Source organism: Paenibacillus sp. VCA1 (assembly GCF_031583795.1).
GTDB lineage: Bacteria > Bacillota > Bacilli > Paenibacillales > Paenibacillaceae > Paenibacillus_AQ > Paenibacillus_AQ albilobatus.
Genome location: NZ_JAVLSX010000005.1, coordinates 216413 through 235647, shown reverse-complemented (window position 1 = coordinate 235647; position 19235 = coordinate 216413). Strand labels below are relative to the sequence as shown.

The window sequence follows — 19235 nt, the reverse complement described above, 5'->3', positions numbered from 1 at the left end:
ATCCGGCCTGCAGCGCTTCAAATGAAAAACTGCCGCTTAAGCAAAGGTTCGCTTTGCTTAAGCGGCAGTTATGTTTCAGGCGTTATTACACCCTTTTGAGAAAATCGACGATGGTCAGCAGACCCAGATCGAAGTTTTCAAGGTTGAAATGCTCGTTTGGCGCATGCAGGTTTTCGTCCGGAAGTCCAAAGCCCATGCACACGACAGGAGCTTCAAGAACACGCGAGAACGTTTCGACAATCGGAATCGAACCGCCGTCGCGGGTGAATACCGGACGCGTGCCATAGACATGCTCATAAGCATCCGCAGCCTTTTGCAGCACCGGCGTGGATGGGTCGATCGTAAACGGGTTTCCTTTTTCCATCGGCGTCACGACGACTTTCGCGCCGGTAGGCACATGGCTGTAGATATGTTTTTCGATTTTGTCGAGAATGTCCTGCGGATCTTGATGTCCGACGAGACGGCATGTAATTTTCGCATGCGCTTCCTTCGGAATGACCGTTTTGCTGCCTTCGCCTTGGAAGCCGCCGTATACCCCGTTCAGCTCAAGCGTAGGCCGCGCTCCCGTTCTTTCGGCAAAGGTGAATCCTTCTTCCCCGAACAGCTCGTCGAGCCCCAAATCCTGTTTCAGCTTGTTTTCGTCGACGTTTTGCTTTTTGAATTCTTCGCGGTCCTCCGGCGTAAGCTCCAGCACGCCTTTGTAGAAACCTTCCACGCTGACCCGTCCCTTTTCGTCATGCAAGGAGTTCAGCAGGCTGACCATCGCATGCAACGCGTTTGGAACCCCGCCGCCGTACGTGCCGGAGTGCAGGTCCGTATTGGCGGTGTATAACGCCACTTCCAGGGAGCAGAGACCGCGCAGGCCGGTGCAGATCGCCGGTTTTCCTTTTTCGAGCAGCGAGGTGTCGGAAATGAGCACCACGTCGGCTTTGAGCATATCTTGATGTTCTTCAAGGAAGATCGGCAGGTTCGGGCTCGACACTTCTTCTTCGCCTTCGACGCAAAACTTGATGTTGATGGGCAGCTCTTTTTCTTCGGCAAGAATAGCTTCTACCGCTTTGATATGTAGGAAAAGTTGGCCTTTATCGTCCGTCGCGCCTCTGGCGTACAGTTTCCCGTCGCGGATGTCGGGCTGGAACGGCGGCGTTTGCCACAGATTGAGCGGATCGACCGGCTGCACGTCATAATGGCCGTAAACCAGAACCGTCGGTTTGCCTTCCGCATGCATATAATCGGCATATACGATCGGATGCCCTTTCGTTTCATGGATCGTGACGTTTTCGAGTCCGGCGCGGGTCATCGTATCGGCCAGCCATTGAGCCGCCCGCTTGACATCCCCCTTATGCTCGGACAATGCCGAAATGCTTGGGATCGACAACCATTCCTTCAATTCGTTCAAATGTTTGTCTCTATTGCCCTGGAAATAATTTTTGTAATCCATGGATATTCCTCCTTTAAAAGATGAATTTAAACTGAGCGGGCCGTCATAATATCAGGCAGGAACACGGCCTATCGGCCGCCTTCCTGCTTCTCCTGCCGCAGCCGCTTCAACACTTTGCGGTCTTGATCGGTAAGCTCTATCTTCTCCAGCAGGTCCGGACGGCGCTCCAGCGTGCGTTTTAAGGCCTGCTCGCGGCGCCAAAGCTCGATGTTGGCATGATGTCCGCTGAGCAGAATATCGGGCACCTTCCAGCCCCTGAATTCGGCTGGACGGGTGTAATGAGGATACTCGAGCAGCCCCGTGCTGAACGAATCGGTCACCGCGGAGGTTTCGTTTCCAAGCACCCCCGGCAGCAGACGCACGATGGAATCGATGGCCACCATGGCCGGCAGTTCCCCGCCGGTCAGCACATAGTCGCCGATCGACAGCTCGTCCGTCACCAGATGCTCGCGGATTCGTTCATCATAACCTTCATAATGGCCGCAGATGAAGATAAGATGCTCTTCCTGGGCAAGCTCCTCCGCTTTCCGCTGCGTGAAGGTCTCGCCCTGCGGGCACATCAGAATAACGCGCGGCGGGGCGGAGGTACGTGTCAGCAAATCCTCGACCGCCGCAAAAATCGGCTCCGGCTTCAGCACCATGCCGCCGCCGCCGCCGTATGGGGTATCATCCACGGTGCCATGTTTGCTGCTCGAATACTCGCGAAAATTCACGGCGTTTAAGCTGACGATGCCTTTTTCCTGCGCTTTTCCGAGAATGCTCGAGCGAAACACGCCATCCATCATCTCCGGGAACAATGTCAGCACATCCACCTTCATCATGCTACAGCAATCCTTCCATGAGATGCACAAGCACTTTCCGGTCTTTGACGTTGACGTCCAGCACGACGTCGTCGATGTACGGAATGAGGATGCTTTTGCCCGATTTCGGCTGCACGACCCAGACATCGTTGGCTCCCGGCGTCAAAATTTCCGTGATCACGCCCAGTTCCCGTCCTTCGTCCGTCACGACCTCGCAGCCGATGATTTCATGGAAGTAGAACTCGTTTTCGGGCAGTTCGACCAAATCCTCCCCGGTCACTTTCAGCATGCCGCCCTTTAATTTTTCGACGTCATTAATATTATCGTACTCTTTCAACTTCACGATGTACATATTCTTATGAAATCTCGAGGTTTGAACGGTAACGGGCACCGGCGTTTTTCCGTCCGGCGGGACGACCAAAAGCTCGCTGCCCTTGGCAAAGCGCACTTCGGGAAAATCCGTGTGCGGCAATACCTTGATCTCGCCCCGGATTCCATGCGTGTTTACGATTTTGCCTACATTTAAAAGTGTTTGCGGCATATTTTCCTCCTGCGTTTATTGCGGTTTCGGCCTAAAGGCCGAGACGGAAACGTCTCTCGGCGTTTTTCAAAAAAACAAAATCCGGCATATAAAACAAATAACCGCCGCTTGCCCGGCGGCATGTTCTCTTTACTATATATAATACCGTGGACAAGGCTTAAATCCTTCAAGTTTCATCCTTTATATTTTGAAAAAAAGGGCTAGGAAATACATCCTAGCCCCCTTCGTACCTTTAAGATATAATATCCACGGTTACGCGTTTATCCATTTTGACTGCTGCGGAAGTGACGACCGTGCGAAACGCCTTCGCGATCCGCCCCTGCTTGCCGATGACTTTGCCTACATCGTCGGGATGCACGGTCAGTTCATACACAATCAGGTGATCCTTCTCCACCGTTTTCACGGTCACATCTTCGGGATGATCCACTAAAGCCTTAGCAATAACTCCAACTAATTCTTCCATAGATAACCCTCACCATCAGTCATTATTTCTGTTGCTTCAGCTCATGGAACTTCTTCAACACGCCTGCTTTGCTCAGCAGGTTGCGAACCGTATCGGAAGCTTGTGCGCCATTTTGGAGCCAAGCAAGAGCTTTATCTTCATCGATTTTGACTTCAGCCGGTTGTTGAACCGGGTTGTAGTAACCGATTTCTTCGATAAAACGACCGTCACGCGGGGAACGGGAATCCGATACCACGATGCGGTAGAAAGGGGCTTTATGAGCACCCATGCGTTTCAGACGAATACGTACTGCCACGAAATTCACCTCCTTCAACAAAATATATATATCCAGGCTTAACGGAACGGGAATCTCATTCCGCCTTTGCCGGCCAATCCTTTAAGCTGTTTCAAAGCTTTGCCTTTAGGGCCTTTCGGACCCATCATATCGGAGAACTGTTTCATCATCCGGCGCATTTCGTCGAACTGCTTGATCAGCCGGTTCACTTCGGCAAGCGAGGTTCCGCTGCCTGTCGCAATCCGCTTGCGGCGGTTATGGTTGATGATATCCGGATGCTGCTTCTCCTCTTTCGTCATCGAGAAGACGATGGCTTCGATGCGGCTCATCTGTTTCTCGTCGACTTTCAAATCTTTCGCCTGCTTCAGCTTACCCATGCCGGGAATCATGTCCATGATCTGATCGATCGGACCAAGCTTCTTAACCTGCTCCATCTGCTCCAGGAAATCGTCGAAGGTAAATTCGGCGTTGCGCATTTTGCGCTCCATTTCCTTGGCTTTTTCGGTGTCGATATTGGCCTGCGCCTTTTCGATCAGGGACAGCATGTCGCCCATGCCGAGAATCCGCGAAGCCATCCGTTCCGGATGGAAAGGCTCGAGCGCATCGACCTTTTCGCCAAGCGCGGCGAATTTGATCGGACAGCCGGTTACCGCTTTGACGGACAACGCGGCGCCGCCGCGCGTATCGCCGTCGAGCTTCGTCAAGACAACCCCTGTCAGTTCGAGCTCTTTGTTAAACGTCTCCGCGACATTGACGGCATCCTGCCCCGTCATGGCATCGACGACGAGCAGCACTTCGTCCGGCTTGATTTCGGCGTGTATCTGCCGCAGTTCCTCCATCAGCTCTTCATCGACATGAAGACGACCGGCGGTGTCGACGATCAGATAGTCATGGCCGTTGTCTTTGGCGTGCTGCAAGCCCTGTTTGGCGATCTCCACCGGGCTTGTCTTGTCGCCAAGCGAAAATACCGGCACATGGATCTGTTCGCCCAACACTTGAAGCTGCTTGATCGCAGCCGGCCGGTATATATCGCCTGCTACGAGCAGCGGACGGTGGTTTTGCTTCAGCAGCATCTTCGCCAGCTTGCCGGAAGTCGTGGTTTTACCCGCGCCCTGCAGACCGACCATCATGATCACGGTTGGCGGCTTGTTCGCTTTCGCCAGCTTCGCCTGACTTCCGCCCATCAGCTCGGTGAGTTCCTTGTTGACAATGTCGATGATCACCATGCCCGGCGTGAAACTTTGCATCACTTCGGTACCGATGGCTTTTTCTTTCACCTTGGCTACGAAATCCTTGACGACTTTAAAGTTGACGTCCGCTTCGAGAAGGGCCAGACGCACTTCGCGCATCGCTTCGTTTACGTCGTCCTCGGATACCTTCCCTTTGCCGCGCAGCTTGCTGAACACGTTCTGCAACCTGCTGGTCAATCCTTCAAATGCCATGAACCGCCACCTCCTTCGTTTGCTTTATTCCCATGCTTCCAATTGATCCACAATATCGTTGATGTCCGTTTTCCGGTCCTGCGCGATCGCGCTGGCATTGACCAGCTCACGCAGCTTTTCCAGCTCTTGAACGCGTCGTTCGTGTTTTTTCAGCAGCCCGAGCTTTTCCTCGTATTGCTCCAACACCTGTTCGGCCCGTTTAATATGTTCATATACCGCCTGCCGGCTGATTTCGAACTCGGCGGCGATTTCCCCGAGGGAAAAATCATCGTGAAAGTAGTATTTAAGGAACGTCTGCTGCTTCTCAGTCAGCAAAAGTTCATAAAAATCAAACAGCAGATTGATGCGGTTCGTTTTCTCGAGCCGATTCTCCTGACTCATCCAGGGGCACTCCCTTCGTCAAGGAAAAACACTTTACAGTTCATTAACGTTCCTTATCATACATAAATCCAGGAAAGATGTCAAGCATTATTCCTTGTCATCTTTGGAGCGGATCTTCCCTCGGAATCCAGGAACGCTTTCTCCCCGTCATGACGGGCTTTTTACGACCATGGCAGCAAATAAACCAGCACGGCGAAAAAGTGAACGATACTTCCGGCCAGCACGAACAAATGCCAAATGGCATGATGGTAGGGAAATCCCCGCCACACGTAAAAAATCGTTCCCAGCGTATACAATATGCCTCCTGCCGTCAGCAGCGCAATCCCGCCGGGCGCAACCGCCGCGGTCAAAGGACCCCAAGCCACGACGACCATCCAGCCCATGATCAAATAAAAAATCGTGGACATAAACAAAAACCGTTTCGTGAAAAAGGCTTTAAAAATACAGCCCAGCACGGCGATTCCCCACACGATCCCGAACAAGGTCCAGCCAAGCGTGCCGCGGATCGCCACCAGCATAAACGGCGTGTACGTGCCCGCGATAAACAAATAGATCGAGGAATGGTCGAAAATTTCGAACAGGTCCTTGATTTTTCCCTCTTTAAAGCTATGCACCAGGGTGGAATTCAAATACAGAATCAGCATCGTCGCCCCGTATACGGAAAAGCTGGCGATATGCCACGCCGTTCCTTTCATCGTCGAAAAGACGACCAGCGCCACTAGGGCCGCGACGCTAAGCAAGGCGCCGATGCCGTGGGTAATGGCGTTGGCCACTTCTTCCCGCCGGCTGTAGGTATAAGTGTTGGCCATAAACAACCCTCTCATCGTTTCTTTTATTAACATTATAACCGTCCCTCCTCTACCATTTCCACTCTCGCGGGATCCCGGCCGTCCTCAGCTGTTCCGTTGGAAGGTTCAAAGGGGAAATTTGCTATAAAAAAACGATGAAGAGATATGAAATATTGCTGTAACTTTAGGTGCTGCAGCTGACTGATGCCAAAAACATCATGTTCGAGCGTACCGCAAGAAAGGATTTTTTTATGTACCGGTTTTTCGCCTAGACTTAAGCCTGTTAAAGCTTATGAAAATCGCCCCGAAGGTGTGCCTGTACACGGCCGGGCAGAAGACGCGGCCCCCGCTTCACCGCCCTCTACTGCTTCACGGATCAGCGCTCTAATAAGAAAAAAGGCTTTGCGAAGGAAGCGGTTTTCCCCGGAAACCCGGACCTTCCATGGCAAAGCCTTTTTTATATCACGACTCGGATCATGACCCCGTACTAAGACGGATAACCTTTAATCATTAGCCGTTTCGGTCTCATCGCCTTGCTCTTGCTCCTGAATCAGTCCGGCGAAAAGCGCATGTACGAACTGCTCGGAATCAAACGGCTGCAGGTCTTCCATTTTTTCGCCGAGACCGACGAATTTCACCGGCAGGTTGAGCTCTTGGCGGATCGCCACGACGATCCCGCCTTTGGCCGTTCCATCCAGCTTTGTGAGCACGAGGCCGGTAACGCCGCTTTTTTCGCCGAAAAGCTTCGCCTGGTTCAGCGCGTTTTGTCCGGTCGTTGCATCGAGCACCATGAGCACTTCATGCGGCGCGCCCGGAATTTCCCGCTGGATGACGCGGAAAATTTTGTTGAGCTCTTCCATCAGATTGGTTTTGTTCTGCAAACGTCCCGCCGTATCGCAGATGAGCACATCCGCCTGCCGCTGCTTGGCGGCTTGAACGGCATCGTACATGACGGCCGCAGGATCCGATCCGGCATGCTGCTTGATCACCTCGACGCCGGCGCGTTCTCCCCATACTTCAAGCTGCTCGATCGCTCCGGCACGGAACGTGTCGCCTGCGGCGAGAATCACCTTTTTGCCTTCCTGCTTGAAGCGGTGCGCAAGCTTGCCGATCGTCGTCGTTTTGCCGACGCCGTTGACGCCGACGAACAAAACGACCGTAATGCCGTCCGGATTCATCCGGATCGCGTTGTCGTCGTCTCCGCGCAGCAGCTCCATCAGCTTTTGCGACAAAATCGGCTGCAGCTCGGACGCATCTTCGATCCGCTGTTTTTTCACTTCGGCGCGCAGATCGTCAATAAGATCCATGACGGTGTTCACTCCGACGTCGGCGCCGATCAAAATTTCTTCAAGCTCCTCGTAAAATTCCTCGTCGATTTTTTTGCGGCGAATCATCAGGTCCGCCACTTTCTCGACAAACCCTTTGCGGGTTTTCTCCAGCCCGTCGCGGAATTTGCTTGTCACCGCCTCCGTTTTGCTGGAAATGCTTTCTTTCAGCTTTTTGAAAAAGCTCATACGTCTCCTCCATCTCTGTCGCTATTGCCTGGATCAGGCGATTTCTGCCTCGTCGTTTTCAAGACGGACGGACACCAGTTTGGAAACTCCGCCCTCTTCCATCGTCACGCCGTACAGCACATCCGCTTCTTCCATCGTGCCTTTGCGGTGCGTCACAACGATAAATTGCGTTTGCTCGGAAAATTCGCGCAAATATTGGGCAAACCGGACGACGTTGGCTTCGTCGAGCGCCGCCTCCACTTCGTCCAGCACGCAGAACGGCACCGGCTTGACCTGCAAAATCGCAAACAGCAGCGCCATGGCGGTCAGAGCGCGTTCGCCGCCGGAAAGCAGCTGGAGGTTTTGCAGCTTTTTGCCCGGAGGCTGGGCGACGATGTCGATCCCCGTCTCAAGCAGATGCTCGGGATCGAGCAGCACCAGATCGGCGCGGCCGCCGCCGAACAGCTTGACGAATACCGTGCCGAATTCATGCCGGATCGCGTCAAAGGTCTGTTTGAACCGTTTGGACATTTCATCGTCCATTTCGCGGATGACCTCGTACAGCGTCGTTTTGGCCTCGATCAAATCGGCCTTCTGTTCGCTGAGGAACTGGTAGCGCTCGTTGACGCGCTGATACTCCTCGATGGCGCCGAGGTTCACATCTCCCAGCGCCGCGATGCCGTGCTTCAATTCGCGAACATCGGCCTGCACGGCCGGCACGTCTTCCGGAACCGGATATCTCGCTTTCGCCAGCTCATAGCTCAGCTCGTAGTCCTCGCTCAACTTCTTGAGGATATTCTCAAGCTCCACGTCGAGCCGGTTCACGCCGATTTCCGTCTGCCGCAGCTGGTCCTCCACCGCTTTCAGACGCGTCCGCTGCTCTTTCGTTTCGCTTTCGTCCTGCTCCAGCTTTTTGGAAAGCTGCATCCGCGCGGCCCGTTTGAAATCCAGCTGCTCGGAAGCCTGCTCCTTCTTCAGCTTGTAACGGTTGAGGTCCTCGATTCTCTGGATGGATTCCTTGGCGTTGGTTTCGAGATCCGCCTCGATGGAAGCCAGAAGCGTCTTCGATTGGCGCAGCTCCTTGTCCTGGGAATTAAACTCGTTTTGCATCCGGCGCAGCTGCTCCTCGAGCGAGAAACATTCCTGATCCAGCTTGCCTTCCCGGACTTTGTGCTGGGTCAGCTGGGTTTGCAGCTCCTCCTTGGCCGTTTCGCTTGCCTTGCGGGCAAACTCGGCAGCCTGGATCGCTTGATGCGTCGCTTTCTCTTCCTCTTCCAGCTGGGCGAGCTTTTTGACGGCTTCTTCCCGGGTTTTCTGCAGCTGCTCGTTTTCTTCATTGAATCCGTTTTTCTCCTGACCGGCCAGTTCGACCTGCTCCAGCACATGCCGAAGCTCATGCTCCAGCTGCTTGAGGTCGCCGGAAAGGCTTTGTTCTTCGACCCGCTTCTCGTCGCCGGCTTGGCGAAGCTCATCCAGCTTTTCCTGCGTTTCGTTCAGCTGGTTTTTCACGTCCTGAATGCTTTGAGTCAGCTTGCAAAGCTGATTTTCCGTATCGGTTATTTCTTGGTCCAATTGTTCAAGCTGGCGTTTGCGGCCAAGCAGGTTGTTGTTTTTTTTGTGCTGGCTTCCGCCCGTCATCGAACCGCCGGCGTTCACCACGTCGCCTTCGAGCGTGACGACCCGGTAACGGTATTGGCAGCGCGCCGCGATTTTGTTCGCGACCTCAAGGCTTTCCGCCAAAATGACGTTGCCGAGCAGGCTGCCGACGATCGGAGCATACTTGCCGTCGTATTGCACGAGATCCGCCGCTATGCCGACGTAACCTTCTACGCCCTCGACCATGGAACGGTCGCCGGAGGCAATATTCCGCGCGCGGATAACGTCGAGCGGCAGAAATGTCGCCCGGCCAAGCTGCCGCTGCTTCAAGAACGCGATCGCCTGGCGCGACACCGCCTCGTTGTCCATGACCACATGCTGAAGCGACGCGCCGAGCGCGGTTTCCACCGCAAGCTCCAGCCGCTCAGGGACACGGATGAGATCCGCGACGGCGCCGTGTACGCCGTGAAGCACCGATTTGCGGGCGGCCTTCAATACTTCCTTGACGCCAAGCATAAAGCCGTCGAAGTCATCGGCCATTTCCTTCATCGTGTCGCGGCGCGAAATTTGCGCCTCGCGCTTCTGCTCCCACTTCCGCAGCATGCTTTGGCTTTCGTCCAGCAGCCGCTGCAGCGACTGGTAGCGTTCGCTTTCGGTAATGTAGCCGCCCCGCAGATCCCGAATCTCCTGCCCGATTTTTTCGATCGCCTGGTCAAGCTGCTGCTTGCGCCCCATGAGCTCTGTTTTTTTGCTTTCCCATTTGTCCGTTTCCTCATCGGCACGGCTCATCCGGCGGGACAAGGCTTCCTGCTGCTGGTCCGCGTAACGGATTTCGTTGCGTGCCTGGGCCATTTGGTTCATCAGCTCGAGCAGGTTGCCCTTCAGGCTTTCCTCCTGCTGCTGGCTGATCCCGCCCGTCAAGCCCGCAAGCTTGGTTTCTTCGGCGGAAAGCTGCTCGCGCAGCTGCTTCAGTTCCTCCTGCGAAGCCTCCAGCTTCGTTTTTAGCAGCTCGATTTCGGCTTTCCGGTCTTCAAAACGCTCGTCGCCGCTGCTCAACGTGCTCAGAAGCTGTTCCCGGTTCGCCTCCAGATTCCGCTTGCGCTCCCGCAGCACTTCCGCGTAACCTTCGCTTTTCTCGTAAGCTTCGCTGTACTGCAGCAGTTCACCCTGCAGCGTCTCGACTTCCGTCTCCAGCTTGCGCAGCGCAGCGCGATCGCTTTCCAGCTTGGCGTCATGCGCGGACACGACCGTGGACAGCTGAAGCTGCTCCTCCTGCAGCACCTTCAGCTTGGCGTTCGCCTCGCTCCAGGCGGCGTGGATCTGCTCGATCTGGTACACGTACAGCGATATCTCTTTCGTTTTAAGCTGCTCGCGCAGCTGTTTGTAATGAATGGCCTTTTCGGACTGTTCCTTCAGCGGCCCGATCTGATCTTCGAGCTCGGTGACCAAATCGTGAATGCGGAGCAGGTTTTGCTCGGTTTCATCCAGCTTGCGCACCGCATCCTTTTTCCGCGATTTATATTTGACGATACCGGAGGCTTCTTCAAAAATCCCCCTGCGATCCTCGGACCTCGTGCTCAAAATCTCTTCGATCCGGCCTTGTCCGATGATGGAATACGCTTCTTTCCCGATGCCGGTATCCATAAACAATTCGGTAATGTCTTTCAGTCTGCATGATTGCCTGTTGATAAAATATTCGCTGTCTCCGCTCCGGTGCACCCGGCGCGTCACCGTCACCTCGTTAAAATCAAGAGGCAAGGCATAGTCCTCATTATCCAGCGTTAACGACACCTCGCCGAAATTGACCGCTTTGCGCGCGTCGCTTCCCGCAAAAATAATGTCCTCCATCTTGCCTCCGCGCAGCGATTTGGCGCTTTGTTCCCCAAGAACCCAGCGGATCCCGTCGGAAATGTTGCTTTTGCCGCTGCCGTTCGGACCCACGACCGCCGTAATGCCGCGGACAAACTCCATTTCGGTTTTATCGGCAAACGATTTAAAACCCGCTAATTCAATCCGCTTCAAAAACATTTTTCCCAAATCACCTCTAAACCTTATAATACCATAACCCCGCGCTTCATTGGGAATCCCGCCGGCTTTCAACGAAGAAAGAGCAAAAAGCAGTCTGAAGGCTACTGCCGTTCATTAAAGTGCGACTGCTCTTTGCTCTTTGTTTGTCCTTGACTATTTACAGGGAGCCGTCAATGCCAGCCAGCTTCAGCTGCTTTAACGCGACTGCGGCAGCCTGCTGCTCGGCTTCTTTTTTAGAGCGGCCCGTTCCTCTTCCTACACGCTCATTCCCCATATAAACCTCGGAGACAAACTCACGTTCATGCGCCGGACCCCGTTCTTCGACGATCCGGTATTCCAAAGCGCCCATGTTATGATGCTGCGTCAATTCCTGCAGCTCTGTCTTGTAATCGCTCATATGGAGGTTGCCTCCGGCTTCAACCAGGGGAAACACATAGGTTTGCAAAAACGAACGGGCGGCATCCAGCCCCTGATCGAGATAAAGGGCGCCGACAAACGATTCGAAAACGTCCGCGAGCAAAGCCGGGCGGGTTCGCCCGCCGGTCAGCTCTTCCCCTTTGCCGAGCAGCACGTACTGCCCGAATTCCAAACTTTCCGCAAACTTCACGAGCGACGGCTCGCAGACGATGGCCGCGCGCAGCTTTGTCAGTTCACCTTCGGGACGGTTCGGAAAAAGCCGGTACAAATATTCGGATACCGTCAGCTCCAGCACGGCATCGCCCAGAAATTCCAGACGCTCGTTATCCTGCTGCTGGCTGAAGCGGTGTTCGTTGACATAAGAAGCGTGGGTAAAGGCCTGTTTCAGCAGCAGCCGATTGTGAAATTGGATTTGAAGTTTCTGCTGTAACTGCTTCAGATCTCCACTCAACAAATCGTCCCCTTACTCATCGAATTTTTTAAGAATGATCGTGGCGTTGTGACCGCCAAAGCCAAAAGAGTTGGACATGACGACATTAAGCTTCGCGTCGCGCGCCTTGTTCGGAACGTAGTCCAAATCGCATTCCGGATCCTGGTTGTCCAAATTGATCGTCGGCGCGATTTTTTGATGTTCGAGCGACAATCCGCAAATGACCGCTTCGACCCCGCCTGCCGCGCCAAGCAGATGGCCGGTCATCGATTTGGTCGAGCTGACCGCTACTTTGGAAGCGTGGTCTCCCAGCGCCTTCTTGATTGCGATCGTTTCGGAACGGTCGCCGACAGGCGTCGAAGTCCCGTGCGCGTTGATGTAGTCGACCGCATCCGGAGCAAGGCCGGCGTCGCGAAGCGCCATCGTCATGCAGCGTGCCGGGCCGTCCGGATCCGGCTCGGTAATGTGGTAAGCATCGCCGCTCAGGCCGTAGCCGACGACTTCGGCGATAATGCGCGCACCGCGTTTTTGCGCATGTTCGAGCGATTCGAGCACCAGAATGCCCGCGCCTTCGCCCATAACAAATCCGTCGCGGTCAATGTCGAACGGGCGGCTCGCTTTTTCAGGTTCGTCGTTGCGGGTGGACATCGCGCGCATCGCGCAAAATCCCGCCATGCCGGTTGGACGGATCGTCGCTTCCGCGCCGCCGCAAACCATAACGTCCGCGTCGCCGCGCTGGATCAGCTTGAAGGAATCGCCGATGGCATGCGAACCGGTTGCGCAGGCCGTGACCGGCGTCGTGTTCGGTCCTTTCGCCCCGAGCATGATGGACAGCTGTCCGGAAGCCATGTTGGCGATCATCATCGGGATGAAGAACGGGCTTACGCGTTTCGGTCCCTTTTCGAGCAAAATGTTGTGCTGGTCTTCCCATGTTCCGAGACCGCCGATGCCGGACCCGATCGAAACGCCGACGCGGTTGGCGTCCGCATCCTTTTCGATGTCAAGGCCGCTATGCTGAAGGGCGGATTTCCCGGCCGCGACGGCAAACTGGACGAAACGGTCCATCTTGCGGGCTTCCTTCTTGTCCATGAAGTCTTCGGGATTAAAATCCTTGACCGAAGCCGCGATTTGTGTCGGGTATTCGCTGATGTCAAACGATTCGATCCGGGAAACTCCCGACTTGCCGGCCATCAAGTTATTCCAAAACGTGTCCAGGTCATGGCCGAGTGCCGTCACAACGCCCATCCCGGTTACAACCACTCTATGCTTCAAATACATTCACCTCTATATCGAATGCACGGACCAAAGCGGGCCCGCTGCAAATATATTCATGTCGTCTGGCGTTTCACTTTCAAAATGAGGAGAAGTCCCGCCTGTAGAGCAGTACGGGACTTATCAAATGACTTAGGTATGAGATTGTATGTAATTTACAACTTCACCTACGGTCGTAATTTTCTCTGCGTCTTCATCAGAGATTTCCAGATCGAATTCGTCTTCCAATTCCATGACGAGTTCAACAACGTCGAGAGAATCAGCACCAAGATCATCTTTAAAAGATGCTTCCAGTGTTACCTCAGCTTCGTCAGCACCCAAACGATCCACGACGATGCGCTTTACACGCTCCAATACATCGGACATCCGGTTCACCTCCTCCTTGGTATTATACGAGAAATGTTTTCAAAATGCCAGAGGCTATGAAAACGGTTCTCTTATTGGCGTCTGCGCCGGTTTAGCGGGCATTACATGTACATGCCGCCATCTACATGAAGAGTTTGTCCTGTCATATAGGATGCCCCTTCGGAAGCCAGGAAAACCACGACCTTGGCAATTTCCTCCGGCTGGCCGAGGCGGGCGAGCGGAATATCCTGAATCATTTTGTCTCTCAGTTCATCCGAAAGCTCGCGGGTCATGTCGGTATCGATGAATCCCGGAGCCACGCAGTTTACCGTAATGCCGCGCGAAGCAAGCTCGCGCGCCGACGATTTCGTCAGGCCGATGACGCCGGCTTTCGCCGCGACATAGTTGGCCTGCCCCGCGTTGCCGAGCACGCCGACAACCGACGAAATGTTGATGATCCGGCCGTAGCGCTGTTTCATCATCGGACGGCTCGCGGATTTGAGGCAATTGAACACGCCTTTGAGGTTCGTTTCGATCACTTGGTCGAATTCTTCCTCTTTCATGCGCATGATCAGATTGTCTCTCGTAATTCCGGCGTTGTTGACCAGGATGTCGATCCGGCCGAAAACGTTCGTTACCTCTTTAATGAGGGTTTCGGCCTGATCCGATTGTCCTACGTTGGCCTGAATGGCGAACGCCTCAACGCCGAGCCGCTTGATTTCCTCGACGACGGCCTGCGCGGCAGCCTCGCTGCCCGAATAGTTGACGGCGACGTTCGCCCCCGCTTCGGCAAGCGCAAGCGCGATGCTGCGGCCGATCCCGCGGGATGCGCCGGTAACCAGCGCGGCTTGTCCCTGCAGTGGTTTGGACATGCGAAATTCTCCTTTCTTCTTAGTATACCTCGGATGCCTGTCGCTTCATCTTAAAAACTTGCAGACAGGCTTTCAAGCGTGTTGATGTTGATGAGTTTCGCGGTTTTGTCCATTTTTTTGACGAGCCCCGTCAGCACGCTGCCCGGCCCGATCTCGACGAACGTGTCGACGCCTTCCGCGATCAGGTAGGCCACCGTGTCTTCCCAAAGCACGGGAGAATAAACCTGCTCCACCAAAAGCTCGCGGATCCGGTCCGCGCTTTCGGCCGGACGGGCCGTTACGTTGGCAACGACCGGAACAGCAGGTTCATGGAACGTTGCCTCCTTAAGCTTGGCCCCCAGCTGCTCCGCCGCGTCCTTCATCAAAGAAGAATGGAAAGGTCCGCTGACTTCCAGCGGGATCGCCCGCTTGCCCCCCGCTTCCTTCACGCGCTCGCCGACGGCGGCCACGCCTTCTTTGGAACCGGATACGACGATTTGGCCCGGGCAGTTGATGTTGGCCATCTCTACCAGACGGCCCTCTTCGGTAATGCTCCGGCACAACTGCTCCAAGGCGGAGCGGTCGGCGCCGAGCACGGCTGCCATGGCGCCTTGCCCGCCGGGAACCGCCGCCTCCATGAATTCGCCCCGTGCGCGCACGATCCGAACCGCGTCCTCGAATCCGAGCACGCCGGCCGCGACCAGCGCGCTGTATTCGCCCAGGCTGTGGCCCGCCACGAAGTCGGGAGCGATTCCTTTCTCGCGCAGTGCCGCCAAGGCGGCGACGCTTGCGGTCAGCAAGGCGGGCTGCGTATTAAACGTCTTTTTTAATTCGTCGTCCGGACCTTCGAACATCAGCTTGGAAATCGAAAATCCAAGCGCGCGGTCCGCGCTGTCGATAATATCGCGCGAAGCGGGGACCGCTTCGTAAAAGTCTTTGCCCATTCCGACGGACTGGGCTCCCTGTCCGGGAAATACAAATGCCGTTTTACCCATCTTTTACGCTCCTCTCATTCTCGGTTGACGCCTCGCAAAACGCCGGACCGCCCCTTGCAGTGCACGGAGGTTGTCCGCGTCATGGTCGGCGCTGACGTATATAGAAACGACACGGGAATTCACGAGTTCCCCGTACGCAGGCGGATCTTACCAAATGAGAACGGAAGCTCCCCAAGTCAGTCCGCCGCCGAAGCCGACCATCAGCACGCAGTCGCCTTCCTTGATCCGTCCCTGCTCCGCCGCTTCGACCAAAGCGAGCGGTATCGAAGCCGCGGACGTGTTCGCGTATTTGTCCACGTTAATGACCACCTTGCTCTCGGATAGCTCCAGCCGCTCCATGGCGGATTGGATGATCCGGATGTTCGCCTGGTGCGGCACGAACAGGTCGATATCCTCTTTGGTTTTGCCCGCTTTCTTGAGTACGTCCCCCGTAGCGGTGTTCATGACGCGTACGGCAAACTTGAAGACTTCGCGGCCGTTCATGTAAATGTAATGCTTTTTGCCTTCCACCGTTTCGACCGAAGCAGGCATTCTGGAACCTCCGGCTTCGAGCTTAAGCAGGGTGCCTCCCGCACCTTCGGCGCCCAGGTCGAAGGATTGGAACCCGCGCCCTTCAGGCACCTCGCCGAGAATGACGGCCCCCGCTCCGTCCCCGAAAAGCACGCATGTGTTGCGGTCGGTGTAGTCCGTAATGCGGGAAAGGCAATCCGCTCCGATGACCAAAGCATTGTTGTACATGCCCGATCCGATAAAATTGCTTGCCGTCGCAAGGCCGTACACGAAACCGGAGCAGGCCGCCGACAAATCGAATGCGGCCGCTTTTTTCGCCCCAAGCTTATCCTGCAAAATGCACGCGGTGGACGGGAAGAACGTATCCGGCGTAATCGTCGCCACGATAATCAGGTCGAGCTGGTCGGCCGTCATGCCGGCGGATTCCAGCGCTTTTACCGCCGCTTCGTAGCAAAGATCGGAAGTCGCCTGATCGTCCGCCGCGATATGGCGTTCACGGATTCCCGTACGGGATACGATCCATTCGTCATTGGTGTCCACCATTTTTTCCAGGTCGGCGTTTGTCAAAACCTTCTCGGGCACGTACATTCCCGTGCCGATGATCCCTACTGGCCGCAATGTATTCATATCGTCACTCTCTTCCCGCTAATTTCGTTTGAAATGCTTTCTACCAACTTGTTCCGAAGGGCGATCCGGGCTTGGCGGACCGCGTTTTTGATCGCGTTGCCGTCAGCCGAACCGTGGCTTTTTACGATCAATCCGCTCAGGCCGAGAAGCGGCGCGCCGCCGTGTTCCTTGTAATCCAGCTTTTCCTTCAGCCCGCGCATTTGGGGCATCAGAAGGGCGGCTCCCAGCTTGCTTTTGAAATTGGCCGTGAACTGCTCCTTCAAAAGCTTGAACATCGCTCCCGCCGTGCCTTCGACAGCCTTCAGCAAAATGTTGCCCGCAAAGCCGTCGCACACGAGCACGTCGCAGTTGCCCGTCATGATGTCGCGGGCTTCCACGTTGCCGACGAAATGAATCGGCATCTGCTCAAGCAGCGGGTACGTGTGCTTCGTCAGCTCATTCCCTTTGCCCGGCTCCGTGCCGACGTTCAGCAGGCCGACGCGCGGCCGCTCGACGCCCATCACCTTTTGTCTGTACAGGCTTCCCATCAAGGCGTACTGAGCGAGGTGCTCGGGTTTGGCGTCCATATTGGCGCCCAAATCCAGCGCCAGGACGCCGGCCCCGTCCAGCGTCGGAATCATCGGGGCAAGGGCCGGCCGTTCGATGCCCTCCATTCTGCCGACGACCAACAGCCCCGTGGTCATCAGCGCCCCGGTGTTGCCGGCCGAAATCATCGCATCGGCCTCTTTTTCCTTTAGCATGCGTCCGGCCACGACCATGGAGGCGTCCTTTTTGCGTCGCACCGCCTTGACGGGCTCGTCCTCGGGCTCGATCACTTCGCCCGCATGGCGGACGGTCAGGTTGGAAGGAACCTGGCCGTTCGTTTTGTGAAGCAGCGGGTGAAGTTTCGATTCGTCACCCACCAATATGATTTCCGTATCCTTCCATTCGGCAGCTGCGGCCAAAGCCCCTTCAACGTTGCAAGCGGGAGCATTGTCGCCTCCCATGGCGTCAATGGCGATCCGCATACTACATTCCCCCTTCAATATGATCTTCCCCTGTTGACCTGTAAATGACGAAATTGCCTTGGAACACCATTTCTTCGCCGACATAGGTGAAAACTTCGACCTTGGCTTTTCCTTTGTGTCCGTTCATCGACCTTACATAAGCCTTGGCGATGCATTTCTCGCCGAGATGAACCTGCCGCAAAAAGCGGATGTCCGCCGAGGCGGTCAGCGCGATTTCATCGTTGATCAGGGCCACCGCCAACGAGTTGGCCTGGGCAAAGACGTAATGGCCGCGCGCTATATGCGTCCGTGAAAAGACGTGCTCTTCCCGGATTTCGAATATGGAGATGCCGCTTTTGTCCAGCTGCAGATCCACAACATCGCCGATCACCTCGTCCAACGGAAGGGAACGCACTTGGTCGTAGGAATGCTCGGCCATTTGCTTCATGCGCTCCCGAAGTTCGGGAATCCCGAGTTCCATGCGGTCCAGGCGGATCGTTTGAATGCTGACCTTCAGCTCGCGGGTCAACTCGCGATCCGTCACAAACGGATTATCTTCTATGATTTTCAACAACTGCTGATGTCGCTGTTTCTTGGGCAACCGTTCGATCAGAGGCACCTCCTACGCTCCTTAACTTATCCGGCAATGATTTATTGTAAAACGGGTTTTTGCAACCGATTCGTCCGATCATTTTAGAACCTGGTACTAAAACAGTATATAGCATGGCAAGCCAAAAAGGAAGAGGAGACAAAAAAAATAGCACCTCACCAAAGATGAAGTACTACTTGATTTCCCGCATTACTGCGAAATAATTTCTCTCGATTTATACGTTCCGCACACTTTGCATACGTGGTGAGCAAGCTTCAATTCTCCGCATTGTTCACATTTCACCATGCCTGGCACCGCCAGTTTAAAGTGAGTACGACGTTTGTCACGACGCGTTTTGGACGTTCTCCGTTGAGGTACTGCCATGTTCCCACCTCCTTATTTCAATCAACCGTCGGCGTCAGCCTCCGGTCATGCTTGCATACTCATTTAAAAAAATCTTTCAGTGCCGCAAGCCGTGGATCGACCGTTTCGGTATCACAGTCGCAGGCTCCTTCATTCAAGTCCGCCCCGCAATTCGGGCACAGCCCTTTGCAATCTTCCTTGCAAACCGCGGTCATCGGAATATGAAGCACAAATGATTCCTCCACGTACGGAACAAGATCCACTGTCTCATCGTCCACGTAAATGGTATCGTCATCTTCATCCTGAATTTCTTCAGGCGCCTTCACAAGCTTGAACCGCTCGTGGAATGGAATGTTCAGATGCTGATGCACGGGTTTCAAGCAGCGGGAGCAGGCCATGTCCAGCTCTACGGAGAGCTTTCCTTGGACTTCTACCGCATCCTGTCCGACGCAGGAAACCTCCAGTTCCGCCAAAAGCGGCCGGGGTGCTCTTATATCGCCAAGTCCTTGAACTAATCGGCTTACATCCACTTGCTGACGGACCTGCAGCGGCTGGCTGCCGGCTGCCATTTTCTTAAATTGAAAGTGCATAAACATCACTCCA

At 54.9% G+C, this 19235-nt stretch carries 20 protein-coding genes; all 20 read right to left on the bottom strand.

Annotated elements, in window-relative coordinates; translation table 11 throughout:
- Window positions 1-85: 85 nt before the first annotated feature.
- The 20 genes from RJP21_RS12940 to RJP21_RS12845 all read right to left on the bottom strand — a co-directional run bounded on the left by RJP21_RS12940 (window position 86) and on the right by RJP21_RS12845 (window position 19222).
- Window positions 86-1441 carry a dipeptidase gene (locus tag RJP21_RS12940; RefSeq protein ID WP_310859640.1) on the bottom strand — a complete coding sequence of 452 codons (1356 nt, stop codon included), beginning with the start codon at window positions 1439-1441 and terminating at the stop codon, window positions 86-88.
- Window positions 1442-1509: 68 nt separating this feature from the next.
- Window positions 1510-2259, bottom strand: coding sequence for a tRNA (guanosine(37)-N1)-methyltransferase TrmD (trmD, locus tag RJP21_RS12935; RefSeq protein WP_310859888.1), 750 nt, complete (start codon window positions 2257-2259; stop codon window positions 1510-1512).
- 4 nt (window positions 2260-2263) lie between these two features.
- Entirely contained in the window at window positions 2264-2782 is a 519-nt protein-coding gene (rimM, locus tag RJP21_RS12930; protein ID WP_160037352.1) for a ribosome maturation factor RimM, read from the bottom strand.
- Between the two features lie 232 nt (window positions 2783-3014).
- The gene (locus RJP21_RS12925; RefSeq protein ID WP_160037351.1) at window positions 3015-3245 is read right to left on the bottom strand and encodes a KH domain-containing protein; all 231 of its coding nucleotides are present in this window, start codon (window positions 3243-3245) and stop codon (window positions 3015-3017) included.
- A gap of 22 nt (window positions 3246-3267) precedes the next feature.
- Window positions 3268-3540, bottom strand: coding sequence for a 30S ribosomal protein S16 (gene rpsP, locus RJP21_RS12920; protein ID WP_036714483.1), 273 nt, complete (start codon window positions 3538-3540; stop codon window positions 3268-3270).
- Between the two features lie 38 nt (window positions 3541-3578).
- A complete protein-coding gene (gene ffh, locus RJP21_RS12915) occupies window positions 3579-4961 on the bottom strand; it encodes a signal recognition particle protein (protein WP_160037350.1) in 1383 nt (460 codons plus the stop codon).
- Window positions 4962-4985: 24 nt separating this feature from the next.
- Window positions 4986-5342 carry a putative DNA-binding protein gene (locus RJP21_RS12910; RefSeq protein WP_310859639.1) on the bottom strand — a complete coding sequence of 119 codons (357 nt, stop codon included), beginning with the start codon at window positions 5340-5342 and terminating at the stop codon, window positions 4986-4988.
- Between the two features lie 161 nt (window positions 5343-5503).
- The gene (gene trhA / locus RJP21_RS12905; RefSeq protein ID WP_160038409.1) at window positions 5504-6151 is read right to left on the bottom strand and encodes a PAQR family membrane homeostasis protein TrhA; all 648 of its coding nucleotides are present in this window, start codon (window positions 6149-6151) and stop codon (window positions 5504-5506) included.
- 482 nt (window positions 6152-6633) lie between these two features.
- On the bottom strand, window positions 6634-7644 hold the full coding sequence (gene ftsY, locus RJP21_RS12900) for a signal recognition particle-docking protein FtsY (protein ID WP_160037348.1): 1011 nt from the start codon (window positions 7642-7644) through the stop codon (window positions 6634-6636).
- 33 nt (window positions 7645-7677) lie between these two features.
- Complete coding sequence (gene smc / locus RJP21_RS12895) at window positions 7678-11247, bottom strand: chromosome segregation protein SMC (protein ID WP_310859638.1); 3570 nt, start codon at window positions 11245-11247, stop codon at window positions 7678-7680.
- A gap of 157 nt (window positions 11248-11404) precedes the next feature.
- On the bottom strand, window positions 11405-12115 hold the full coding sequence (rnc, locus tag RJP21_RS12890; protein WP_160037346.1) for a ribonuclease III: 711 nt from the start codon (window positions 12113-12115) through the stop codon (window positions 11405-11407).
- 12 nt (window positions 12116-12127) lie between these two features.
- A complete protein-coding gene (gene fabF / locus RJP21_RS12885) occupies window positions 12128-13366 on the bottom strand; it encodes a beta-ketoacyl-ACP synthase II (protein WP_310859637.1) in 1239 nt (412 codons plus the stop codon).
- Between the two features lie 132 nt (window positions 13367-13498).
- Complete coding sequence (gene acpP / locus RJP21_RS12880; protein WP_019638123.1) at window positions 13499-13732, bottom strand: acyl carrier protein; 234 nt, start codon at window positions 13730-13732, stop codon at window positions 13499-13501.
- Between the two features lie 101 nt (window positions 13733-13833).
- Window positions 13834-14583: a 3-oxoacyl-[acyl-carrier-protein] reductase gene (gene fabG / locus RJP21_RS12875; protein ID WP_160037344.1), complete on the bottom strand. Its 750-nt coding sequence runs from the start codon at window positions 14581-14583 to the stop codon at window positions 13834-13836.
- Window positions 14584-14633: 50 nt separating this feature from the next.
- On the bottom strand, window positions 14634-15557 hold the full coding sequence (gene fabD / locus RJP21_RS12870; protein WP_310859636.1) for an ACP S-malonyltransferase: 924 nt from the start codon (window positions 15555-15557) through the stop codon (window positions 14634-14636).
- A 147-nt stretch (window positions 15558-15704) separates the two neighbouring features.
- Window positions 15705-16694 (bottom strand): beta-ketoacyl-ACP synthase III, encoded by a 990-nt coding sequence (locus RJP21_RS12865; protein ID WP_310859635.1) that lies wholly within the window; start codon window positions 16692-16694, stop codon window positions 15705-15707.
- On the bottom strand, window positions 16691-17701 hold the full coding sequence (gene plsX / locus RJP21_RS12860; RefSeq protein WP_160037341.1) for a phosphate acyltransferase PlsX: 1011 nt from the start codon (window positions 17699-17701) through the stop codon (window positions 16691-16693). The genes RJP21_RS12865 and plsX overlap by 4 nt, the downstream gene beginning before the upstream one ends.
- A 1-nt stretch (window position 17702) precedes the next feature.
- Window positions 17703-18281: a transcription factor FapR gene (gene fapR / locus RJP21_RS12855; protein WP_160038407.1), complete on the bottom strand. Its 579-nt coding sequence runs from the start codon at window positions 18279-18281 to the stop codon at window positions 17703-17705.
- Window positions 18282-18479: 198 nt separating this feature from the next.
- Window positions 18480-18653 (bottom strand): 50S ribosomal protein L32, encoded by a 174-nt coding sequence (gene rpmF / locus RJP21_RS12850; protein ID WP_036645943.1) that lies wholly within the window; start codon window positions 18651-18653, stop codon window positions 18480-18482.
- A 59-nt stretch (window positions 18654-18712) separates the two neighbouring features.
- Window positions 18713-19222, bottom strand: coding sequence for a YceD family protein (locus RJP21_RS12845; protein WP_310859634.1), 510 nt, complete (start codon window positions 19220-19222; stop codon window positions 18713-18715).
- Between the last annotated feature and the right edge of the window lie 13 nt (window positions 19223-19235).